The organism is Microbulbifer aggregans (assembly GCF_001750105.1).
GTDB classification, from domain to species: Bacteria; Pseudomonadota; Gammaproteobacteria; order Pseudomonadales; family Cellvibrionaceae; genus Microbulbifer; species Microbulbifer aggregans.
Genome location: NZ_CP014143.1, coordinates 1501895 through 1524181 on the forward strand (window position 1 = coordinate 1501895; position 22287 = coordinate 1524181).

Consider the following 22287-nt stretch of genomic DNA (forward strand, 5'->3'; position numbering starts at 1 on the left):
GAGGGGCCGGCTTGCGAGAAGTGCCGGTCAGTGGCGGAAATGCCGCATGCCGGTGAAGACCATGGCCATGTCGTGCTCGTCGGCCGCGGCGATGACTTCCTCGTCGCGGATGGAGCCGCCGGGCTGGATCACGCAGCTGATACCCACGGCAGCGGCGTTGTCGATGCCGTCACGGAAAGGGAAAAAGGCGTCGGAAGCCATCACGGAACCCTTCACCTCGAGGCCGGCGTGTTCGGCTTTGATGGCCGCGATACGGGCTGAGTTCACGCGGCTCATCTGGCCCGCGCCCACGCCGATGGTGCGACCGTCCTTGCCGTAGACGATGGCGTTCGATTTCACGAACTTGGCCACTTTCCAGGTGAACAGCAGATCGCGGATTTCTTCCTCGGTCGGCTGGCGCTTGCTCACGACCTTCAGATCTGAGGCGGTGATGATGCCGTCATCGCGATCCTGCACCAGCAGGCCGCCGTTGACGCGCTTGTAGTCCAGGGCCGGTTGGCGCTCATCGCTCCACTGGCCGCAGACCAGCAGGCGTACATTTTTCTTCTCAGCGACGGCAGCGCGGGCCTCATCGGATACCGAAGGGGCGATGATCACCTCGACGAACTGGCGATCGACGATGGTCTTGGCAGTCTCGCCGTCCAGCTCGCGGTTGAAGGCAATGATGCCGCCAAAAGCGGATTCGGTATCGGTGGCGAAGGCCAGGTCGTAGGCCTTACCGATCGTATCGGCGATGGCCACACCACAGGGGTTGGCGTGCTTCACGATCACACACGCTGGATCGCTGAAGGCCTTGACGCACTCCAGCGCCGCATCGGTGTCGGCGATGTTGTTGTAGGAGAGTTCCTTGCCTTGGATTTGCTCGGCGGTGGCGATGCTGGCTTCGGCGGGATTGGCCTCGACGTAGAAGGCGGACTTCTGGTGCGGGTTCTCGCCGTAGCGCAGATCCAGTTTCTTGATGAACTGGCTGTTGAAGGTGCGCGGGAATGCTTCCTTCTCACCGTCCTTGATCGCACCCAGGTAATTGGCGATGGCGCCGTCGTAGCCGGCGGTGTGCTCGAAGGCTTTTACCGCCAGGTCGAAGCGGCTGGCCTGGCTCAGGGCGCCATCACTGGTTTTCATCTCGTCGATGATACCGGTGTAGTCAGACGCATTAACGACGATGGCGACGTCCTTATGGTTCTTCGCCGCGGCACGGACCATGGTCGGGCCGCCGATATCGATGTTCTCAATGGCGTCGGGCAGGGTGCAGTCCGGCTTGGCCACAGTCTGGGCGAAGGGGTAGAGGTTCACCACTACCATGTCGATGGGGGTAATGCCGTGCTCTGACATGACCGTGTCATCAGTGCCGCGGCGACCGAGGATGCCGCCGTGAACCTTGGGGTGCAGGGTTTTTACACGCCCGTCCATCATCTCGGGGAAACCGGTGTAGTCGGAGACTTCCACGACCGGAATGCCGGCTTCCTTGAGCTGGCGGTGCGTGCCGCCGGTGGAGAGGATTTCCACGCCCATGGCGGAGAGCTCCCGGGCGAATTCCACGATTCCGTTTTTATCCGAAACGCTGATCAGCGCGCGGCGAATCGCAACCTTGTCAGTCATAGCACTTGGTCCATTTGGGTTTCTGAAAAGGGTAGCTTTCTCTGATGCAGTGCAGAGAGAAGAGGTGCTGCTGGGTTCTAAAGCCGCATGCCCGGGACTTGCATCACAGGGCTTGGCCGGCAGCGGCTGGCGGCAAAATTCCTGTCGCCAGCAAATAGCGAGGGGGGATGAGTAACCTCATCCCCCCTCATGGTGTTCGGCGGTAAGTGCCGCGTGCGCTTACAGCAGCCCGTAGCGCTTCAGCTTCTTGCGCAGGGTGCCGCGGTTCAGACCGAGCAGCTGCGCAGCGCGCGTCTGGTTGTGGCGGGTGTATTTCATCACCACTTCCAGCATGGGCGCTTCGATTTCAGACAGAACCATGTCGTAAACATCAGTCACCATCTGGCCATCCAGGTGGCGAAAGTAATTTTCCATCGCCTGCTCAACCGCATCGCGCAGCGACTGCTGCTGAGGCTGTGCCAGTTGAGTCTGTCCCCCGGTAGACGCCTCTTCGCTGTTGGCGTCCGGAATCAGTGCTTCGTTATTCATGCCGCTTTTGCCCCTCTATTTATTCGGCGTTCAAACCAGGTATGAACGCTGGCATGTTGTGCTTCTGCGCAATCCAATTGGAGAAAGGTCTTGCGAAAGGACTCGCTCCCCGCGAGTGTCTTCAGGTACCACCCGACGTGCTTCCGGGCGATACGGACCCCCATCACTTCACCGTAGAAACGGTGCAATTCGCCCAAGTGGGCGAGCAAAATATCCCTGACTTCTTCCAGTGAGGGTTCGGGCAGCCGCTCGCCGGTGGCGAGGTAGTGGGCTATCTCCCGAAAGATCCATGGCCGTCCCTGTGCTGCACGGCCGATCATGACTGCAGCGGCACCGGTATAGTCGAGCACTTCTCGCGCCCGTTCTGGTCCGGTGATGTCACCATTGGCGAAAACTGGAATCTTCACCCTGGATACGATGTCGGCAATGGTATCGAATTCAGCCTGACCGTGGTAGCCACAGGCCCGTGTGCGCCCGTGTACCGCCAGTGCTGAGATTCCGATGTCCTCCGCCATTCTGGCCACCGTGACGCCGTTTTTGCTTTCCGGACACCAGCCGGTGCGGATTTTCAGCGTCACTGGTACTGAGACGGATTGGACCACGGCTTCCAGAATATCCGCGACCAATTTTTCGTCCCGCAGCAGGGCCGAGCCCGCCGCTTTCTTGCAAACCTTCTTTGCCGGGCAGCCCATGTTGATGTCGATAATCTGGGCGCCGCGGCGCACGTTTTCCTGCGCTGCGTTTGCCATCATCTCCGGGTCGCCACCGGCGATCTGCACCGAAATGGGCGCAGTTTCTCCGCTGTGGTCCAGTCGAAACCGAGACTTGCGGCTGTTCCACAGGCGGGTATCCGAAGTCACCATCTCCGACACCACCAGCCCGGCGCCAAGTTTCCGGCACAGCTGCCGAAAGGGGCGGTCTGTAACGCCGGCCATGGGGGCCAGGATTACCGGGTTGCCGATAGCATAGGGGCCGATGGCAATGTTGCTGGACACGACTCGCTCCGCGGATTTGACGCCAAAGGAGCCGCACTCCCGCAGGGGATGGCTCGAACAAAGAGCGGCCTATGATAGCGGCTGCTCTGCGAATGGAAAAGCGAAAAAGCGCGCAATCTGGTTGCCTGTTGCGCGTTTAGAGCGAGTATTGCGCAGCTTTTGTTGAAAAATGCGCCGAAGCTGCGTGCTTTTCACTGTTCCGACGGCGCAATCTGCAGCTGGTAGTTGACTGCTTCCGGGCCCGGATCCACGATCTCCAGCCCGATATGGACGGGGCTTCCAGTCGGCATCTGCTTGCGACCGGCCAGTTCTCCCTGGAGGTAATCTCGCGGGCTGAATATGCGGCTCGCCACGGGGCGGTCCTTGAGGTCGCTGAATGTGAGTAGCAGGGCCGGGAAGGGCTGGTCGAAATCCGCGGTGTTGAGAAGTACGGCATCCACCACCAGCGCACCCTCGAGCTCAGAATGGCTGCGGACCACCAGGTTGGATGTGCGGATTGCCCCGGTATCCACCAGTTCGGGAAGCTCGCAGCCGAGTTGCGGGCACAGCTGGCTGTAAAGCGCCCGCCAGGGCTCCCGCTTGCTCAGGGTATCGAAGCGGAAGAAGGCCAGCTGGGCCAGCAGCGTGGCAGCCAACAGCAGGGCCAGCAGCCACCAGAGCCAGCTCGGGACGCGGCGGTCCCGCTCCGGCTGCCAGCGCACCTCCAGGGGTGCCGGCTCAATGGAGGAAATCAGTTGTTCCCGCTGCGGTCTCGCGTGAATGGCTTCAGATTCGCTCTCCGATCCACGCGCAGTGGCCTCGGCATGGGATTCGATCTCGTGCAGGCGCTCCGAGAAAGGATCTCGCTCCGCAGGCTTGTGATGGGGGCCGCGAGCCTGCCGGGTGCGCGGTAAATCATCGAGGGGCTCGCCCCAGGGGTCGTCCCTCTCATCATCATCGGACAACAGGAAGCCCGGGTCATCGTCCTCACTGTCCTCGGTTTTCTGCCGATCGTCCGCGGGCGCGTGGGAGAACTCCCGCCAATGGGCGTCACCGAAGGCGTCGGCGATCAGTGGTCCGTCGTTCTCCTCTGTTTCGCCGGGTTCTGGCTCGGTGGGCATGGTGGGGGGCGTTGGCTCGTCGTCCTCACCGTCCAGTTCGATGTCGTCGTGGATCAGGAAGTCGTCGTCCTCGAGCAGTGCCTCCAGGTCCTTCTGGGCTCCGGGGCTGCTCTCGCTGAAAACGATATTTTCATCCGCGCGGAATACCTGCAGGCAGGAGCCGCAGCGAACGGCGCCGCGGGCTGCACGCAGCTGTTCTTCATTGACGTGAAAAGAGGTGCTGCAGTGGGGGCAGCGGGTAACCAGTTGCGACATGAAAGTTTGACGACCTTTGGGCGATGGCCAAGTTTATCAGTCCGTTACCCGGCGATGTAAGTGCGTGTGAGCGCGTGTAAGCGCTCACCATGCTGCGGCTAGCGCACCCGGGTACCGGACAGGCAGACCCAGTCATCTTTGCAGGCAACCGGATCAAACTCTACCTGCTTTTCATAGGCTGCCCGCACCTGATCTGCCTGGGAGGCCAGAACACCGGACAGACAGAGGCGTCCGCCGACCCGGGTAAGGGCCAACAGGTGTGGCGCCAGTTCAACCAGTGGGCCGGCGAGAATGTTTGCCAGCATGATGTCCGCGGGCTCGTCGGGCATCTGTTCCGGCAGGTAGACCGGGAAGCGCTCCGGAGCGACGCCGTTACGGGCGGCATTTTCGCGGCTTGCCAGCAGCGCCTGGGGGTCGATATCCGTTCCTCGCGCCGCGCTGGCTCCGAGCAGCAGGGCGGCAATACCGAGGATGCCCGAGCCGCAGCCGAAGTCGATCGCGCTCTTGCCCTCAACGGGCTCCCGGGAGAGCCACTGCAGGCAGAGGAACGTCGTCGGGTGGGTGCCGGTGCCAAAGGCCAGTCCGGGGTCCAGCATCAGGTTCACCGCGTCCGGTTGCGGCGGTTCGCACCAGCTGGGGCAGATCCACAGCTGCTCCCCGCACTGGATCGGCTTGTAGTGGGACATCCACTCCCGCTCCCAGTCCTTATCCTCCAGTTGCTCCCAGCGCGCATTGGGCAGCAGTTCGCACAGGAAGGACGCGGCCTTGGCTTCGGTGACGGCGGTATCTACTTCGGCATCGAACAGCCCCGTGACCCGGGTCTGGTCCCACAGCGGTACTTCACCGAGCCCGGGTTCCAGAATGGGCTGGTCGGCATTGTCCTGTAGGGTGACAGACACGGCGCCGGCAAAGAGCAGGGCATCTTCGATGCGTTCCGCCTGTTCGCGGTCGGTGTCTACACGCAGTTGCAACCAGGGCATGGGTACTTCTCCACTATGGGGTAGGGCTGGGGTCAACGACCGCCGGGTGCGGGCTGGCGCCTGGCGGGTAGGACGCAGGCTGCAAAGGTAAGGCGTGTGGGGGTTGGGAGCAAGGGCGCCGTTGCCGGCGCCCGCGGGCCGGTTACAGGCCCAGTTTTTTCTCGAGATAGTGAATGTTCACTCCGCCCTGGGCGAAGGCAGCGTCGTTGACCAGATCCACCTGCAGGGGGATGTTGGTCTTGATGCCGTCGACGATCAGTTCCGACAGGGCGACGCGCATGCGCGCCAGTGCCGCTTCACGAGTCTGCGCGTGAGTGATCACCTTGGCGATCATGGAGTCGTAATTGGGTGGCACCGAGTAGCCGGAGTACAGATGGGAGTCCACCCGCACACCGAGCCCACCGGGGGCGTGGAAGTTATTCACCTTGCCCGGACTGGGGAAGAAGGTCTTCGGGTCCTCGGCATTAATACGGCACTCGAAGGAGTGGCCGCGGATGACGATGTCTTCCTGCTTGAGGGATAGCTTCTCGCCCGCACAGACACGAATCTGTTCCTTGATCAGGTCCACTCCGGTCACCATCTCACTGACGGGGTGCTCCACCTGGATGCGGGTATTCATCTCGATGAAGTAGAAGCGCTCATCCTCGTACAGGAACTCGAAGGTGCCAGCGCCCCGGTAGCCGATCTCGATACAGGCCTGGACACAGGCTTCATAGACATCCTGGCGCACCTTGTCCGGAATGCCCGGGGCTGGCGCCTCCTCCAGAACCTTCTGGTGACGGCGCTGCAAAGAGCAGTCGCGGTCGCCCAGATGAATGGCGTTGCCCTGGCCATCAGACATCACCTGGATTTCCACATGGCGCGGGTTCTGCAGGAATTTCTCCATGTAGACCGTATCATCGCCAAAGGCGGCCTTGGCTTCGGACTTGGTCACGGAGATGGCGTTCAGCAGCGCCGCCTCGGTGTGGACTACACGCATGCCGCGGCCACCGCCACCGGCTGCGGCCTTGATGATCACCGGGTAGCCGACCTTGCGGCCGATTTCCAGGCAGCGCTCGCCGTTCGCGGGCAGTGGGCCATCGGAGCCCGGCACGGTGGGTACGCCGGCTTTTTTCATGGCGGCGATGGCGGACACCTTGTCACCCATCAGGCGGATCACATCCGCATCAGGCCCGATAAAGGTGAAACCGCTCTTCTGCACCTGCTCTGCGAAGTCCGCATTTTCCGCCAGGAAGCCATAGCCCGGGTGGACGGCAACCGAGTCGGTGATCTCCATCGCGGAGATGATGGCGGGAATGTTCAGGTAGCTCTGCGGCGACGGGTTGGGGCCGATGCACACGGCCTCGTCGGCGAGACGCACATGTTTCAGGTCCCGGTCCACCTGAGAGTGGACGGCGACCGTGGCGATACCCATCTCTTTACAAGCGCGGAGTACGCGCAGGGCGATTTCGCCGCGATTGGCGATCAGTACTTTATCAAACATGCCGATTCACCCCGCTCAGACGATGGTCACGAGCGGCTGGTCAAACTCCACCGGCTGTCCGTCTTCCACCAGGATGCTCTCGATAGTACCGGCCTTGTCGGCCTCGATCTGGTTCATCATCTTCATGGCCTCGACGATACAGATCACATCGCCCACTTTGACCTGCTGGCCCACTTTGACGAAGGGCTCGGCGCCGGGACTGGAAGCGGCATAGAAAGTGCCAACCATGGGGGACTTGACTGCATGTCCGGTGAGCGCGGGAACTGATTCCTCCGCCTGGGCAGCCGGCGCTGCGGGGGCCGGTGCTGCTGGTGCCGGCGCTGCGGCGGGTGCCGGCATCGGTGCCATCGCGGCCGCAGCCTGAACCGCACCGCTCACACCGCGACTGATACGGACGGACTCTTCGCCCTCCTTGATCTCCAGTTCGCCGATGTCGGACTCTTCAAGCAGTTCAATCAGTTTTTTGATCTTGCGGATATCCATAGGTCTTCACTCGTAGTGTTTTTTCACGTCAGGATTGATCCGGCGTCGATGCCAGCTGATGCATGGCCGCCTGCAACGCCAGGGTATAACTGTGTGCGCCGAACCCGCAGATGACACCGCGGGCAAGGTCTGAAAGATATGAGCGGTGTCGGAATGCCTCCCGCGCGTGCGGGTTCGACAGGTGCAGCTCGATAAAGGGAATCGCTACCGCCGCCAGCGCATCGCGCAGGGCCACACTGGTGTGGGTGTAGGCGGCGGGGTTGATCACGATGAAATCAATGCCCTCCTTGCCGGCCGCCTGAATGCGGTCGACCAGGGCGCCCTCGCTGTTGCTCTGAAACGCGTCCAGCTGGTGGCCGGCGTTCTCGCACAGGCCGCGGGCCTCCCGGTCGATCTCCGCCAGGGTGGTTGCGCCATAGATCTCCGGCTCGCGTGTGCCGAGCATGTTGAGATTCGGGCCGTGCAACAGCAGAAGTTTCGCCATGAATAGCTCTGAAGGAAAAGCGTGATTCAGTCACAAAATGGTGGGGAATGTCGGCAATCTTGCGGACAAAGTCACACATTAGACCAACTTGCCCCGAAATTCTGGCGAGTGTGCCGGAAAAGTGACCTTGTGTCCATGGCCGATCAGTCAAGAAGCGACGTTAGGCGCAGTTGCCCCGCTTTTCTTCGCTTTTTGAGGCAAGAAAGCCCTTGGGGTTGTCTTTTTTGCCCGAATCCATGGTCAGCTGGGTTTGGTCGTCAGCGGGACGCCTCGGCGGCGATGGCGGCCCCTGCCTCGGGGGCGGCAGCCGCTTGCAGTTCAGTGATCAGGCCGTCACGGGTGAGCACCTGGGGAAGGATGCGGGCTTCGCCACCGTCAGCAGGATAGACCAGGTAGAGGGGGACGCTGGTGCGGCCGTAGCGGGCGAGCAACTCAGTAATCCGCGGATCCTGGTTGGTCCAGTCGCCCTTCAGGGCCACAACCTCGAGAGAGGAGACCGCCTCTGCGACCGAGTCACTGGAAAGTACGACCTTTTCATTGGCCAGGCAGGTGATGCACCAGGCAGCGGTCATATTGATCAACACCGGTCTGCCTTCATTGCGGGCTTCGGCCAGGCGCTCGGGAGAGTATGGCTGCCAGTAGTCGGATGCGGCTGCGGCGCTGCTTGCGCCTGGCGTCGTCTCGAGTCGCGGCAGCAGCAACAGGGCGCCGGCGAAGGCGATCAGTGCCAGGCTGCCGCTGCCCCATCGCCACTGCGGGCGCGGCCACAGCCACAGGGCAAAGGCGATGGCGACCGCACCTGCCAGTACCAGGGCAACACCATCACTGCCACTCTGCCGCCCCAGCACCCAAAGCAACCATACAGCGGTCAGGTACATGGGGAACGCCAGCAATTGTTTGAGGCGATCCATCCACGGCCCCGGGCGGGGCAACCGGTCGATCAGTCCGGGGGCGTAGGTCAGCAGCAAGAAGGGGGCTGCCATACCGGCGCCCAATGCGGCAAATACGAGCAGAGCGATAGCCGCAGGCTGGGTGACGGCAAAGCCCAACGCAGAACCCATCAGCGGTGCGGTGCAGGGGCTGGCGACCAGGGTTGCAAGGGCACCGGTGGCGAGCGAGCCGCGCAGCTGGCGTGGGTTGCCGATGCCCTGGCCGAGCCCCATCAGGCGGCCGCCGATCTCGGTGAGGCCGGAAAGGCTGAGCCCCATGATAAAGAATAGGTACGCGAGGCCGGCCACCATTGCCGGTGACTGCAGCTGGAAGCCCCAGCCCACCGCTTCGCCACCGGCTCGCAGCATGAGCATTACAGCAGCGATAGCGACAAAGCTGGCGATCACTCCCGCGCTATAGGCCCAGCCGTGCCAGTGACGCTCGTGGCTGTGCTGGTTGGCCTGGGTAATGGACAGCAGTTTGATGGACAGTACCGGGAACACACAGGGCATGAAGTTCAGGACCATGCCGCCGAGAAATGCCAGCAGTATCGCCAGTGGGAGTCCAAGGGTGGCGCTCTCGCTCGCGCTGGCCGTGGGGGTGGCCGAGTTCAGCGGCGTCGGGGCTGCGGGCGCGATCGGTGTGGCCACGCCTTGGGCCAGGTCCAGGTCGAATTGGCGAATCTGTGGCGGGTAGCAGAGCCCTGCATCGGCGCAGCCCTGGTAGTGTACCTCCAGCTTCATCCGCTCCTGGCCGGAAGTCGCGAGAGGGATTTCCAGTTGCAGCCGGTAGACCTCGGTCTCTTTCTCGAAATAATCATCCCAGATGACCTCGCCTTCGGGGATCTCCAGCGGCAGCGGGGTCTTGCTGTCGCCATCCACCTGGAAGAGTGCGAGCTTGTCGCGATACAGATAGTACTCAGGCGCTATCTGGAATATGACGCTGGTTCCGCTTTCGAGAAACAGGAAGTCCTGCTGGTAGGCATCATCCACCGGCAGGAACTCAGTGTCCTGTGCGGCCCCAAGGGGATCACTGCCGAAAGGCGACTGAGCCGAGGCGGGATGAGTGGCCAGGGCCAGGACGGCTGCCAGGATCAGGAAAATTTTGCGGAAACTGTCGCTTGTCACAGCCATCGGGGTATAAATTCTTTATATTCGGGTCAAATAGTCTGGTAACCGGGGCCACCAAGTCATTCAGACTGCATGGTGGACGGTCAGTTCACTGTCGTGCGAGCACGGCAGTATAGTGGTCATAGCGGGTGGGAAAAACAACAGTGGAGTCGACGGTGTTTTCAGAACTGCTCTCCTGTCGCAGGATCGGGTTGGTGCTGGCCGCCTTGCTGCTGGCTGGCTGTGTTACCACTCCGCCAGTGCCGGCCCCGAGAGCGGTGCCGCTGCCAGAGAAGGTTGAACCTCCCCGCCCGTCGCCGGAAGAGATCCGCCAGCGCAATGTCGCTTACTTTCTGCAGCGTGCCGAAGCTGCACAGCGTGAGGGGTTCCTGACCCAGCCTGCCGGTGCCAGCGCTTACGACTACTACCTGCGTGTGCGCCAGCTGGATCCCGATAATACGCAGGCTGCCACGGGCATTCAGACCATCATCATCGAGTTCGTGGAGCGCGCCCGGGAGGCTTTGCGGCGCCGTTCATTTGCGGAAGTAAACAGTTTTCTGAACCGTGCGGATGAGCTGGCACCGGGTAATCCCCTGGTCGCCGAGGTGCGCACACAGCTGGCGCAGGAGCGCAGTCGCGCGAGCGCGGATCTCCCTGAGGGGGAGAATATTTCTCTCCCGGAGGCTTCGCTTTCCTCCCGTAATGCAGCGGTCACGGCGCTGCTAAAAGAGGTTGCAGAGCGGATTCGTCGGGAGGATCTGCGGGTACTCATTGTTGCGCGAAATGACGCGGAGGGACGCTGGATCTACCAGCAGTTACGGGAAGCTGTCATGGGCTATCGCGTGCGCGGGGACATCAAACTCGGCGCGTCCCCGCGACTGATCCTGATGAAAACGGACGGGACCTGACAATATGAAAACTGTGGTCAATAAAGGGCTGATAGCGGCGGCCTTGTTACTCGCCACTGCGGGTGTCACTTTTGCCCAGGGGACTGCCCTGGAGATCGGTGGGTTTGTTCGTGAAACCCTGCCCGGGCTGTCGACCAGCGCAGCCTATCTGGAACTGAAAAACCACGCCCGGGAGGGGCGTAGTCTGACCGGAGTCGAAATCGCCCAATCGGCGCAGGCTCTGGCGAGTCTGCACACTACCGTGGAGCGGGATGGTATCAGTCGTATGCGTCCCGTGGAGGCGCTGGCCATCCCCGCCGGCCAATCAGTAAAGATGGCGCCGGGCGGCCTGCACGTAATGCTGGAAGGCGTGAAACTGCGAGCCGGTGACAATTTGTCACTGCGTCTGCTTTTTGCCAATGGTGAGATCCGCGAGGTGGTCCTGCCGGTGCGGGGCTTGCAGGCGGATAGCGAGCACCATCATCATCACCAGCACGGATAAACCAGTTCGACTGAACTTTTGTGGTTCGCAAGCAACGAACCTGCTCTCAGCTATGGAAATAACACAACGGAGGATACCGTGAAGAAGTTGTTCATGATTTTGGGCCTCTGCACCCTGGTCGCCTGTGCACACAGCCCGATTCAGATTCAGGTGCGACCGCAAGTGGAAGTGGCTCCCAGTGTGATTGGCAGCGGCTATACGCTCAGTGTGCGCGGAGGCAATAAGCTGCCCGGCGGCGGACTCGGTTCCCTCGGCGGGATTTATGCCGATAGCTCCAATGTCCGGCTCGCCAATAATGTCGAGGATGCACTCGCCGAGACCCTGGCCGAGGGCTTTGCCGAGTGGGGTTTCCGCACGGTCCCTGCTGCAGATCCTTCAGCGCGGGTGCAGGTGGTCGCAAACCTGACTGGGCTGAAATACGACAGTCCCAATAAGCTCTACACCAGCAAGGTGGACAGTGAGGCACAGATCCAGCTGGAGGTCAGGATTGGCGGCGCCACTTACTTTGGCACCTACCGTTCCAGCGGCAAAGATCGCAACCTGATCAAACCCAGCAAGGAAGAAGTGGAAGCCCGCTTGAACCAGTTGCTCAGCGCCACGCTGCAGCGTGCGTTTGAGGATGAAAAGCTGAAGATGTTCCTGCAAGCCAATCTCTGATGCTTTGGCAGAAGTCGGACAGTAAACGGAATGCGTCGTCGTGACTGAATTCGATCCCGAGTCGACAGAGCCCCTGGGGGCACTGTCAGAGCTTTCCGCTGGATCGGAGCGGATACCGCACCTGCTGCCGGGTGCGGCCGAGGTGGCTCTGGCGGAGGTGGCTGACGGCGTGATCGTCACCGACGCCGCCGGCAGGGTGACTTACTGTAATCCCCTGGCCGGTGAGTTGATCGGCGGCGCCCTGGCCCTGAAGCCGGGGCGCTTTCTCGACGACGGCCTGAAGCTGGCTGACACCGAGGGCAAACCGCTGCCACCGTTGCTCGCCGGCAGCGGTGACCGCGAGGGGGGAGCCCTCGCCGACGGGCGGGAATTCATCGCCGCCATCCCACGCACCGATGACCTCGGTGAGGTATTGCTCGAGGTGTCGGTGCAGGTGCAGACGGTACGCGCCGAAGGTGAGGTCACCGGGTTTGTGGTGGTGATGCGCGAAGTCTCCGAAGAGCGCCGCCTGTTTTCCCGTATCAGCTGGCAATCCAGCCACGACAGCCTCACCCACCTCCCCAACCGCCAGTACTTTGAGAGCGAACTCCAGCGTGCGCTCGCAAACTGTAAGGACCGGCGGCAGCACCATGTGCTGCTGTATCTCGATATCTACCAGTTCAAGGTCGTGAATGACACGCTGGGTTACGCCGCGGGTGATCAGCTGATTCGCCAGCTGGCGGATCAGCTGCGCCAGAGCCTGTCCCCTGAAGATGTGTTTGCCCGGGTAGGCAGCGATGAATTCGCGGTCCTGTTGCGCGACTGCACCATCGAGGAAGCCCGGCGCGTGGTGGTACGACTGCGGGAGGCAGTGCAGGGCTTTGTCTTTACCTGGGACGGCCGTGAAAGCCGCGTCGCCATCTCCATCGGTGCCGTGGCCGTCGATCGCGCCTCGCCTCCTGCCGGTCAGCTGCTGGCCTCTGCCAACGACGCCTGCTGTGCGGCTCGGGAGCAGGGGCGCAACCGGGTCAAACTGTTCAGCGATTCGCGCCGGGTGCTGGAAAAGCGCCGGCAGAGTACCTGGGTGGCCGAGATTCACGCGGCGTTACGTGAGGAGCGACTGTTGCTGTATCGGCAGCCGGTGGTGGCTTTGCAGCATGAAGACCGGCTGCACCACTATGAGGTGCTGGTGCGGATGCGCGGGCGCGATGGCGATGTGATTTCTCCGGGGGATTTTCTGCCCGCGGCAGAGCGCTATGGACTGATCGAAGAGGTGGATCGCTGGGTGATCCGCCGGATTTTCGACTACATGGCAGTGGAGCAGCGCCACGGTCTGACCGGGCACAGCTACGCCATCAATATCTCCGGCCTGAGTCTCGGCGACGAGTTCTTTGCCGACTTTGTGCTGGAAGCGCTCACAGAGGCCGGGGTGCCTCCCTCCCGAGTGCAGTTCGAGATTACCGAGACCAGTGCCATCAACAATCTGGAGCGGGCGCTGGTATTCATTCACAAGTTGCGTGCGGCGGGATGTACCTTTGCACTGGATGACTTCGGGCGTGGTGCGTCGTCGCTCGCCTACCTGCGCCAGCTCCCGGTGGATTTCCTCAAGATCGATGGCAGCTTCGTGCGCAACATGCTCGACGACGAAATCGACAGCGCTATTGTCAGTACCGTCAATCACCTGGCGAAGTCCATGGGTATCAGCACGATCGCCGAGTACGCCGAGACCCCGGAATTGATCGGGCAGCTTCGGCTACTCGGGGTGGATTTCGCCCAGGGGTTTGGTATCGCCGCGGCGACCGACCTTCCCATGCTGGAGGGAGAGGGCGCCTGAGGCGCCCGAATCGAAAGCTGGGTTTACGGAGAACAGTTACCTGCTACTCGGCGTCGCGGGCTTCCACTTCTGCCGTGAGCAGTTCGCCGTGCTGGTCCGGGCGCAGTCGCGGCCCATACTGGCTGACCACCTGGCCGGCGGCCCGGCAGGCCAGTTCGCCGGCCTCCTCGAACGACATCCCCCGATTGATGCCATACAGGAAGGCGCCGGCAAACATGTCCCCGGCGCCGTTGGTGTCGATGGCGTGTACCTTGGGGGCCGCGACACGGTATTCGCGTTCACCGTCCCAAAGCAGTGCGCCCTCTGCTCCCAGGGTGATGGCAAAGCTGCGGCAGTGTGCTTTCAGGCCCTCGGCAGCGGCTGCAATGCTGTCCGTGCCGCTAAAGCCCAGTGCCTCGTCCCGGTTGCAGAACAACAGGTCCACTCCATCACCGATCATTTCCCGCAGGCCGTCGTGGAACAGATGCACCATCGCGGGGTCGGAGAGGCTGAGTGACGTTTTGACGCCAGCGCGCTCAGCTGCCTGGCGAAGCTCGATGGCGGCGGCCTTGCCGGTAGGGGAGGAGACCAGGTAGCCCTCGATATAGGCCCAGCGGGACGCCGACAGGGCTTCAATGTCCAGCTCTGCTGTGGACAGTCCCGCACTGATACCGAGGAAGGTATTCATGCTGCGTTCGGCGTCCGGTGTGATCAGCACCAGGCATTTCCCGGTCACCCCGGGTTCTGCTTCGCTCAGGGTGCCCGGGTAGGCGACTCCCGCGTCGGCGAGATCGGCGCGATAGAAATCGCCATTTTCGTCGGCTGCTACCTTGCAGGAATAGAAGGTGCTAAGGCCGAAATAGCTGGCGGCGATCACGGTGTTGGCGCCGGAGCCACCGCAGGCGCGCTTGGCTGTCACCAGGTGGTCGCTGAGAGCGCTGACCAGCTGGTGTTGCCGGTGGTCGTCCACCAGGGTCATCACGCCCTTGTCGACGCCGAGGCTCTGGAGGTCGTCATCGCTGACTTCAATTTCGGTATCCAGCAGTGCGGCGCCGATGCCGTAGAGGTCGTATTGGTGCATGGTGTTCCTTGGTCGTCGATGGCGGGAAAGTGCGCGGTCGGACATCTGGGCCCGTACGCGACTACCGGCCGCATTATGGCTGCCCGCCGGGCAAGTGCAAGGCGGCGGGTTTGACTTGTGGCCCCAAGACCTTATAAAACCCCGGCGCAGTGCGGCGCGACGGTCGTCGACGCTGCAGTCACACCCTATCTATAGTTGTTTAAAACGCTTGGCATCAATATGGCATCGACAAAGCGCAGACGCTCCCGGGCGTCCAGACCAGGAAGACTGCACCGCTGGATGGTGAGGCTCGGCCTCCTGGCCCTGGTGGGCGCGCTGGCGCTTGTCGCTTATATGGTTTATCTCGACGTCCAGCTGCGGGAGCGTCTCGATAGCCGCCAGTATCAGTTGCCGGCCCGCGTGTTCGCGCGTCCCTTGGTGCTGCGCGAGGGCATGGTGATGCGCCCCGATGAGCTCGCGGCCGAATTTGCCGCCTTGAACTACCGCGAGAAGCAGACCCTGACCGAGCCCGGCCAGTGGACTCGTGCGGGGATGGATTATCGTGTCTGGCGCCGGGACTTTGTGCATGCGGATGGCCGCGAGCCCGCCGAGGTGGTCAGCTTCCGCTTGCGCAACGACGAACTGAGCGGTCTACAGGGCGAAAGCGGTCAAAAGCTGCGGGAATTCCGACTGGATGCCGCGACGATTGGTACCTTGCTCGGTGGTGGCGACGACCGCAACCCGGTGCGCTTTGCCGACATCCCGCCGCTGCTCGCCAACACGCTGATCGCGGTTGAGGATCAGGATTTCCTTCATCACTTTGGTGTTTCCCCGCGCGGTATCGCGCGCGCCATGGTTGCCAACCTGCGCGCCGGTGGGGTGGTGCAGGGGGGCTCCACCATTACTCAGCAGCTGGTGAAGAACATCTTCTTCGACCACAAGCCGAGCCTCTGGCGCAAGTTCAATGAGGCACTGATGGCAGTGCTGATGGAGCTGCACTACGACAAGCCCTATATCCTGCAGGAGTACATCAATGAGGTATGGCTCGGGCAGCAGGGCAGCCGCGCGATTTATGGTTTCGGGCTGGCGTCCGAGTTCTATTTCCAGAAACCGCTGGATACGCTCGAACCACATGAGATGGCGCTGCTGGTCGGGCTGGCGAAAGGTGCCTCCTACTACAACCCGTGGCGCAATCCGGAGCGGGCGCTGGAGCGACGCAATACCGTGCTGGAAGTGATGCAGAAGCATGAACTGATCAGTGCGGATGAACTCGACCGCTACCGGGCCCTGCCTCTCGGCGTCGCCAGTGTGGCCGGTGCGGCACAGAATCCCTACCCGGCATTTACCGAGCGGCTGCTGCAGGAACTCCGTCCCTTCTATTCCTACGAGGAGCTCCGCACTGCAGGGCTGCGTGTCTACACCAGCCTGGCGCCTTCGGTGCAGAAACTGGTTGAGGACGCGGTGAGCAGTCGTGCCGAGCAACTGGAAAAAGACCGCGGAATCCAGGCGGACTCCCTGCAGGCGGCCACCGTCGTCGTCGACAACGAGACCGGCAATGTGCTGGCCATGGTCGGTGACCGGCGCCCCAGTTACCCCGGTTTCAACCGTGCGCTCGAGGCGCGGCGACAGGTGGGTTCCCTGATCAAGCCGGCGGTATTCCTGACGGCGCTGGAGAGACCACACCAGTACAACCTGGCCACATTGATCGAGGACGCCCCGATTCGGGTCGAGGCGCCGGATGGGCAGGTGTGGATGCCGTCCAACTTCGGCAACCAGAGTCACGGTCCCACGCCGCTGTATCTCGCCCTGGCCAAGTCCTACAACCAGGCCACAGCGAGGCTCGGTCTCGATCTGGGCATCGAGAATGTGCGCCAGACCATCCGTCGTCTCGGGGTACAGGCTGACCTGCCGCGGGTGCCGTCACTGTTCCTCGGTGCAGTGGAGCTGACCCCCTTTGAAGTGGCGGGTATGTACCAGACCTTCGCTAATGGCGGTGAGAATGTGGAACTGCGTACCCTGCTGGCAGTGTCGGACGCGCAGGGTGAGCAGGTGCAGAAATTCCGTCGCAAGGCCGATCGCAACGTGGATGCGGTGCCGGCGTTTCTGCTCCGTTACAGCCTCGAGCAGGTGATGCGCGAGGGAACCGGCAAGAGCGCCATGCGCAGTCTGCCGGGTAGTGTGGCCTTCGCCGGCAAGACCGGTACCACCAACGACTACCGCGACAGCTGGTTCGCAGGCTTCTCGCCGGATGTGACGGCCGTAGTCTGGCTGGGTCGGGACGACAATGAGCGCACCAGCCTCACGGGGGCGACCGGCGCCCTGACCGTCTGGACCGAGATCATGCGCAAGCTGCCCCACCGGCACGGGCGGGTGGGGGCTCCGCGTGGGGTTGAATACAAGACGGTCAACGACCGGGGCCAGTTTATGGATCCCCGCTACTGTGAGGGTGGCCGCAACATGCCCTTCTCCTTTGAGACCCGGCTGGAACCCGCCCCCGAATGCGCTGGCCGCGACCGTTTCCGCTGGTTCCGGGATTTCTTTGGTGATGACCGCGGGGAAACAGACGAGACTGCACCGGTCGAGGAAATGACACCCGGCTGGGGTGTGGATCCGCGCGAGCAGCAGCGAGAGCAGGAGCGTGAGCGACAGCTGCAGGAGCAGCTGCGCCGTGATGACGAGACGCAGCAGCCTGGGGAATTTGAGCAGGCACCGCTGTTCGAGGAGGAGCCTCAGCAATTCGAAGAGGAGCCTTTGCAATTGCCCCGCGGAGAGGAAGAGGAGTTGCGGGAGCAGCAGGAGATCCGCAGCCAGGATGACACGGGAGTGCCGGTGGAGGAGGCTCAGCCCTGGTCGGACGAGGATCAGTGGCCATAACCTGAAATCTGCGTGGACAGCTGCTCGCTGTCCACGCTTTATCTTTTCTCTTTACCCCTACTCTTTATCTCCACTCTGCAGCGAGTTGATACCTCGCTGCTACGCTGCTATTAGTGCTAGTGCCGCTGTAATCGATCGTAATGACCTGGGCTGGGGGTGTGAATTACTTCCTGCTACTATCAGTCATCGATAAAAATAAAAACGCTGGCGCTGCTTTTGCAAGATTTCCCGCTTTCCGCTTCCACAGTATTGCTCATAGTCTGCACGGCCGTGAGCTTCGCAGCCCTGTTTCTGTCTCCCCGATTGTTGGAGCAGTGTGCTTTTCAACCTTACGAAGTGTGGCGTGGACGCAAGCGCGATTCGCTTTACCTTGCCGGCTTCGTCCATGCCGACCTGCTGCATCTCGGCGTGAATATGTGGTGTCTCTGGCTCTTTGGGCAGCCACTGGAGATGCGGATCGGGGGTATACCCTTCACGGTACTCTTTGTGCTCGCTCTGGTGGGTAGTCATCTGCCAACTTTGTACAAGGAGCGTAATAACCCACGGTATGCGAGTGTTGGTGCGTCGGGTGCGATCTCCGGCGTTATTTTTGCCTATATCGTTTATTACCCGCAGTCAGAATTCTTCCTGTTGTTTTTCCCCGTTCCCATTAAAGCCTGGTTGTTCGGGGTGCTCTATCTGGCCTACAGCGCGTATGCCGGAAGGGACAGGAGCAGTCGTATCAATCACGATGCGCATTTCTGGGGCGCGCTGATCGGGCTGGTATTTGTGCTGTTTACCGATCCCGCGGCCTGGGCTCGGCTTTTGTGAGCATTTGATAAAAAACAACAGGAGGGGGTAATGGGTATCACTCGAATTTTTGTGCTGTTTGCTGTGTTGGCGGTTTCACCTGTGAAAAGTGCGATCGCTCAGCCATTGGTCGAAGACACTGAAGTCTCTGCTGCGGCTGAGATGACCGACGAGGAACGTTATCTGGCGTGGGCACAGCAGACATGGGACGGAATGGAAAGAAAGGGCGGTGTCATCGATTTGCCTGGCAGCGTGGCCAGTATCGATGTGCCGGAAGACTTTTATTACCTGGCTCCGGAGGACACCAAGATAGTGCTCGAACAGATCTGGGGCAATCCGGAAAGCGAGCACCTGACCCTCGGCATGCTGTTTCCTGCCCACACCACCCCCTTTGATCCGGATTCCTGGGGCGTCACCATCGATTACAGCGAGGAAGGTTATATTCGCGATGATGACGCCAGTGAAATCGATTACGGCGATCTGTTACAGGATATGCAGGCATCCACCCGCGAGGAGAGCCGGCAGCGTGAGGAGATGGGCTATGAGGCTATCGAGTTGGTTGGTTGGGCGGAAGCGCCGTTTTATGACGCTGAGGAAAAGAAGCTTTACTGGGCCCAGGAGATTGCTTTCGGCGGCATGGATACCAATACCCTGAATTACAACATCCGGGTGCTGGGACGCAAAGGCGTGCTGGTGTTGAACTTCATTGCCGGAATGTCCCAGTTGGAGGAGATAAACCAAAACCGTGAAGCGGTGTTGTCCATGGCGAGCTTCAACCCGGGCTATCGCTACGATGAATTTGACCCGGACGTTGATACGGTAGCGGCCTACGGCCTGGGTGGGCTGGTTGCCGGCAAGGTGCTTGCGAAGACGGGCTTTTTTGCCGCGGCACTGGTGTTACTGAAAAAGTTTTGGGTGCTGATCCCGCTGGCGATCGGCGGTCTTTTCCGGGCCTTCCGGCGCAAGTGAACCTGATGGTGTGGCCGGAGCGGCTCTCCGGCCCTGCCTGTCTTGAGCATGGCGGAAGTATCGCGCCTACAACTGATGTTGCTCCGCCCAGGCTCTCAGTTGATCCAAGACTGCCAATGAGGAACGGCCGAACTCGGTGATCTCATAGGCCACTGCGATCGGCCGCGTGCTCAGCACGTGGCGACTTACCAGTCCCTGTTGTTCCATCTCTTTCAGCCGTTGATCGACCATCTTCTTGCTGGCGCCACCCAGTTGTCGCGTCAGCTCGTTAAAGCGCATTGGCCCGTCCTGCAGGTGCCAGAGGATCGAGCCCTTCCATTTGCCGCCAATAATCCGCATGCCCCGCTCGATCGGGCAGGGCGTCAGGCAGGCCTCCTCACGTTCCCGTGCCGCTTTGACCTTGGTTTCGGCTACCGTCATAGAGGGTACTCCAGTCACAGTAGGTTACAAAAAGTATACTGGTTGACGTTGGTAACCTAGGGTAGCAGTATCTCGTCCGCTGATCCAACAACGCTGTAGCGGAGAATCCAGTGAACCTATTCATCATCAATACCCACCATTACTACCCCTTCTCCGAAGGCAAACTGAATGCGGCCCTGGTCGATATCGCCCGTGAAGAGGCCGAGTCAGCGGGTCACCAGGTCCAGATCACGACGATGCAGGACAGCTACGACGTCGAAGCGGAGATCGCCAAGCACGAGTGGGCCGATGTGGTCCTGCTGCAGATCCCGGTTAACTGGATGGGGGTGCCCTGGTCATTCAAAAAATACATGGACGAAGTCTACACGGCGGGTATGTCCGGTCGACTTTGCGACGGCGATGGCCGGCATCGCGATCAGCCAGAGAAGCAGTATGGCTCTGGCGGCGTATTGGGGGACAAGCGCTACATGCTCTCCCTCACCTTCAATGCTCCGCAAGCGGCGTTCGGTGATCCAGCACAGTTCCTGTTTCAGGGGCGCAGTGTGGATGACCTGTTCTTCCCCACACACATGAATTTCCGCTTTTTTGACATGAAAGCGCTGGAAACCTTTGTCTGTTATGACGTGATGAAAAACCCGGATACGGAAAACGACAAGTTGCGTTTCCGTCACCATCTGCGTGAGCAACTCGGCTTGAACGCCTGATAGGCACCCGTAGTAATTCGAATCAGGGAGAACTGACATGGCGATGCAATCAAAGCTGGCAGCAGGGGCGTCCTTTCCTCAGGTCACCGTGCCACTGTTCGGTGGTGGCTCCGCGGAACTTGGTCGGCCGGGCTGCGAGGAAGCGGATTGGCGGCTGGTCGTTGTGTATCGGGGGCAGCACTGCCCACTGTGTAGCAAATATCTGAACGAGCTGGAAAAGTACTGGGACCGGCTCTGCGCGAACCGGATAGATTTGATCGCGGTGTCCGCAGATTCGGAAGAGCAGGTGAAGGGCCACCTGGAAAAGCTGCAGGTTTCCTTCCCGGTTGCCTACGGGCTGACGGAAGCGCAGATGAAGGCGCTGGGGCTTTATATTTCTCTGCCTCGTTCAGCAGAGGAAGCCGACCACAATTTCTCCGAGCCGGGTCTCTTTGTGGTGAACCAGGAGGGCAAGCTGCACGTGGTGGATATTTCCAACAACCCCTTTGTGCGGCCTGACCTGGAACGGTTGGTTTCCGGGCTGGAGTGGATCAAAAGCCCCGACAATCATTATCCGATTCGCGGGACCTTTTCTTAGGCGCTGATCAGCAGAGAGCAGTACTGGCGGATAGCCCCGCAGGCTGAAGTACGGGGCGATTGTCGTTAGGTTTGCAGCAAACGCGCAGCCTCTTCGGCGAAGTAGGTCAGGACGCCGTCTGCACCGGCTCGCTTGAACGAGAGCAGGGACTCCAGGATGACGGCTTCACGGGCGAGCCAGCCATTGTCGAACGCCGCGCAGTGCATGGCGTATTCGCCGCTGACCTGGTAGGCAAAAGTCGGTACTTGCAGGTCTGTCTTTACCCGGGTCACCACGTCCAGATAGGGCATGCCGGGTTTCACCATGATCATGTCCGCGCCCTCGGCGAGATCCAGTGCGCACTCGTGCAGGGCTTCATCGCCGTTGGACGGGTCCATCTGGTAGCTGGCTTTGCTGCCGCCCTTCAGATTGCCGGCGGAGCCTACTGCATCGCGAAATGGACCGTAGTAGGCGGAGGCGTATTTGGCGGCGTAGGACATGATCATGGTGTTCACATGACCGTCCTTCTCCAGGGCATTGCGGATGGCACCGATGCGGCCATCCATCATGTCTGACGGTGCTACCACGTCGGCACCGGCCTCTGCATGAGAGAGCGCCTGTTGCACCAGCACTTCCACAGTATCGTCGTTGACGATGTAACCGTTGCCATCCATCAGGCCGTCCTGCCCGTGGCTGGTGAAGGGATCCAGTGCCACATCGGTAATCACACCCAGCTCCGGTGCCGCGTCTTTCATCGCGCGCACGGCGCGTTGCGCCAGGCCGTCTTTATCATAGGCGGCCCGGGCATCCTCGGACTTGTGCGCCGGGTCCACCACCGGAAACAGTGCCACCGCTGGTATTCCCAGCTTCACCAGTTCTTTTGCCTTTTCCGCCAGCAGGTCGACGGTCAATCTTTCGACGCCCGGCATCGATGCGACTTGCTGCGTCTCGCCCCGGCCCTCGATCACGAACAGCGGCAGGATCAGGTCGTTGACGCTCAGCTGATTCTCGCGCACCAGGCGGCGGGAAAAATCCTGTGCGCGCAGGCGGCGCATCCGGGTGTTGGGGTAGGCGCCGCGGATGGGGCTGATACTCATGGCAATCTCACTCGGACTGAAACTCTGGGTTTTG

General features: G+C 61.2%; 21 protein-coding genes. 9 read left to right on the forward strand and 12 right to left on the reverse strand.

The window, feature by feature from the left end; translation table 11 throughout:
• Positions 1-27: 27 nt before the first annotated feature.
• The 9 genes from purH to AUP74_RS06530 form a co-directional block, all read right to left on the reverse strand.
• Complete coding sequence (gene purH, locus AUP74_RS06490; RefSeq protein ID WP_069946874.1) at positions 28-1599, reverse strand: bifunctional phosphoribosylaminoimidazolecarboxamide formyltransferase/IMP cyclohydrolase; 1572 nt, start codon at positions 1597-1599, stop codon at positions 28-30.
• Positions 1600-1818: 219 nt separating this feature from the next.
• On the reverse strand, positions 1819-2127 hold the full coding sequence (gene fis, locus AUP74_RS06495; RefSeq protein ID WP_067084131.1) for a DNA-binding transcriptional regulator Fis: 309 nt from the start codon (positions 2125-2127) through the stop codon (positions 1819-1821).
• Positions 2124-3122 (reverse strand): tRNA dihydrouridine synthase DusB, encoded by a 999-nt coding sequence (dusB, locus tag AUP74_RS06500; protein WP_145924334.1) that lies wholly within the window; start codon positions 3120-3122, stop codon positions 2124-2126. The genes fis and dusB overlap by 4 nt, the downstream gene beginning before the upstream one ends.
• A 191-nt stretch (positions 3123-3313) precedes the next feature.
• The gene (locus tag AUP74_RS06505) at positions 3314-4477 is read right to left on the reverse strand and encodes a DUF3426 domain-containing protein (protein WP_069946875.1); all 1164 of its coding nucleotides are present in this window, start codon (positions 4475-4477) and stop codon (positions 3314-3316) included.
• A 98-nt stretch (positions 4478-4575) separates the two neighbouring features.
• Positions 4576-5457 (reverse strand): 50S ribosomal protein L11 methyltransferase, encoded by an 882-nt coding sequence (prmA, locus tag AUP74_RS06510; protein WP_069946876.1) that lies wholly within the window; start codon positions 5455-5457, stop codon positions 4576-4578.
• Between the two features lie 142 nt (positions 5458-5599).
• Positions 5600-6940 (reverse strand): acetyl-CoA carboxylase biotin carboxylase subunit, encoded by a 1341-nt coding sequence (gene accC / locus AUP74_RS06515; protein WP_069946877.1) that lies wholly within the window; start codon positions 6938-6940, stop codon positions 5600-5602.
• Between the two features lie 15 nt (positions 6941-6955).
• Positions 6956-7423 carry an acetyl-CoA carboxylase biotin carboxyl carrier protein gene (gene accB / locus AUP74_RS06520; protein WP_069946878.1) on the reverse strand — a complete coding sequence of 156 codons (468 nt, stop codon included), beginning with the start codon at positions 7421-7423 and terminating at the stop codon, positions 6956-6958.
• Between the two features lie 28 nt (positions 7424-7451).
• Positions 7452-7907, reverse strand: coding sequence for a type II 3-dehydroquinate dehydratase (gene aroQ / locus AUP74_RS06525; RefSeq protein ID WP_069946879.1), 456 nt, complete (start codon positions 7905-7907; stop codon positions 7452-7454).
• Positions 7908-8164: 257 nt separating this feature from the next.
• Positions 8165-9970, reverse strand: coding sequence for a protein-disulfide reductase DsbD family protein (locus tag AUP74_RS06530; RefSeq protein ID WP_069946880.1), 1806 nt, complete (start codon positions 9968-9970; stop codon positions 8165-8167).
• A gap of 152 nt (positions 9971-10122) precedes the next feature.
• On the opposite strand from AUP74_RS06530, the gene AUP74_RS06535 reads away from it, so the two are divergent.
• The 4 genes from AUP74_RS06535 to AUP74_RS06550 all read left to right on the forward strand — a co-directional run bounded on the left by AUP74_RS06535 (position 10123) and on the right by AUP74_RS06550 (position 13805).
• On the forward strand, positions 10123-10854 hold the full coding sequence (locus AUP74_RS06535; protein ID WP_145924335.1) for an N-acetylglucosaminyltransferase: 732 nt from the start codon (positions 10123-10125) through the stop codon (positions 10852-10854).
• A 4-nt stretch (positions 10855-10858) separates the two neighbouring features.
• Positions 10859-11335, forward strand: a complete 477-nt coding sequence (locus AUP74_RS06540; protein WP_069946882.1) for a copper chaperone PCu(A)C — start codon at positions 10859-10861, stop codon at positions 11333-11335.
• A gap of 78 nt (positions 11336-11413) precedes the next feature.
• The gene (locus tag AUP74_RS06545) at positions 11414-11992 is read left to right on the forward strand and encodes a YajG family lipoprotein (protein WP_069946883.1); all 579 of its coding nucleotides are present in this window, start codon (positions 11414-11416) and stop codon (positions 11990-11992) included.
• Between the two features lie 40 nt (positions 11993-12032).
• On the forward strand, positions 12033-13805 hold the full coding sequence (locus tag AUP74_RS06550) for an EAL domain-containing protein (protein WP_069946884.1): 1773 nt from the start codon (positions 12033-12035) through the stop codon (positions 13803-13805).
• 43 nt (positions 13806-13848) lie between these two features.
• Here AUP74_RS06550 and AUP74_RS06555 read toward each other — a convergent pair whose 3' ends face one another.
• Entirely contained in the window at positions 13849-14865 is a 1017-nt protein-coding gene (locus AUP74_RS06555; protein ID WP_069946885.1) for an adenosine kinase, read from the reverse strand.
• Positions 14866-15144: 279 nt separating this feature from the next.
• On the opposite strand from AUP74_RS06555, the gene mrcB reads away from it, so the two are divergent.
• From mrcB to AUP74_RS06570, 3 genes are all read left to right on the forward strand, one after another.
• Entirely contained in the window at positions 15145-17718 is a 2574-nt protein-coding gene (mrcB, locus tag AUP74_RS06560; protein ID WP_226999908.1) for a penicillin-binding protein 1B, read from the forward strand.
• A gap of 216 nt (positions 17719-17934) precedes the next feature.
• Positions 17935-18528: a rhomboid family intramembrane serine protease gene (locus AUP74_RS06565; protein ID WP_069946886.1), complete on the forward strand. Its 594-nt coding sequence runs from the start codon at positions 17935-17937 to the stop codon at positions 18526-18528.
• A 30-nt stretch (positions 18529-18558) separates the two neighbouring features.
• Positions 18559-19476 carry a DUF2167 domain-containing protein gene (locus AUP74_RS06570; protein WP_069946887.1) on the forward strand — a complete coding sequence of 306 codons (918 nt, stop codon included), beginning with the start codon at positions 18559-18561 and terminating at the stop codon, positions 19474-19476.
• 66 nt (positions 19477-19542) lie between these two features.
• On the opposite strand, the gene AUP74_RS06575 is transcribed toward AUP74_RS06570, so the two are convergent.
• Positions 19543-19896 (reverse strand): winged helix-turn-helix transcriptional regulator, encoded by a 354-nt coding sequence (locus tag AUP74_RS06575; protein WP_069946888.1) that lies wholly within the window; start codon positions 19894-19896, stop codon positions 19543-19545.
• Between the two features lie 110 nt (positions 19897-20006).
• Between AUP74_RS06575 and AUP74_RS06580 the strand changes: the two genes are divergently transcribed.
• Positions 20007-20600, forward strand: coding sequence for an NAD(P)H-dependent oxidoreductase (locus tag AUP74_RS06580; RefSeq protein ID WP_069946889.1), 594 nt, complete (start codon positions 20007-20009; stop codon positions 20598-20600).
• Between the two features lie 37 nt (positions 20601-20637).
• Entirely contained in the window at positions 20638-21177 is a 540-nt protein-coding gene (locus tag AUP74_RS06585) for a redoxin domain-containing protein (RefSeq protein ID WP_069946890.1), read from the forward strand.
• Positions 21178-21242: 65 nt separating this feature from the next.
• Here the strand turns inward: AUP74_RS06585 and hemB are convergent, their stop codons facing one another.
• Positions 21243-22253 (reverse strand): porphobilinogen synthase, encoded by a 1011-nt coding sequence (hemB, locus tag AUP74_RS06590; RefSeq protein WP_069948743.1) that lies wholly within the window; start codon positions 22251-22253, stop codon positions 21243-21245.
• Positions 22254-22287: the final 34 nt, after the last annotated feature.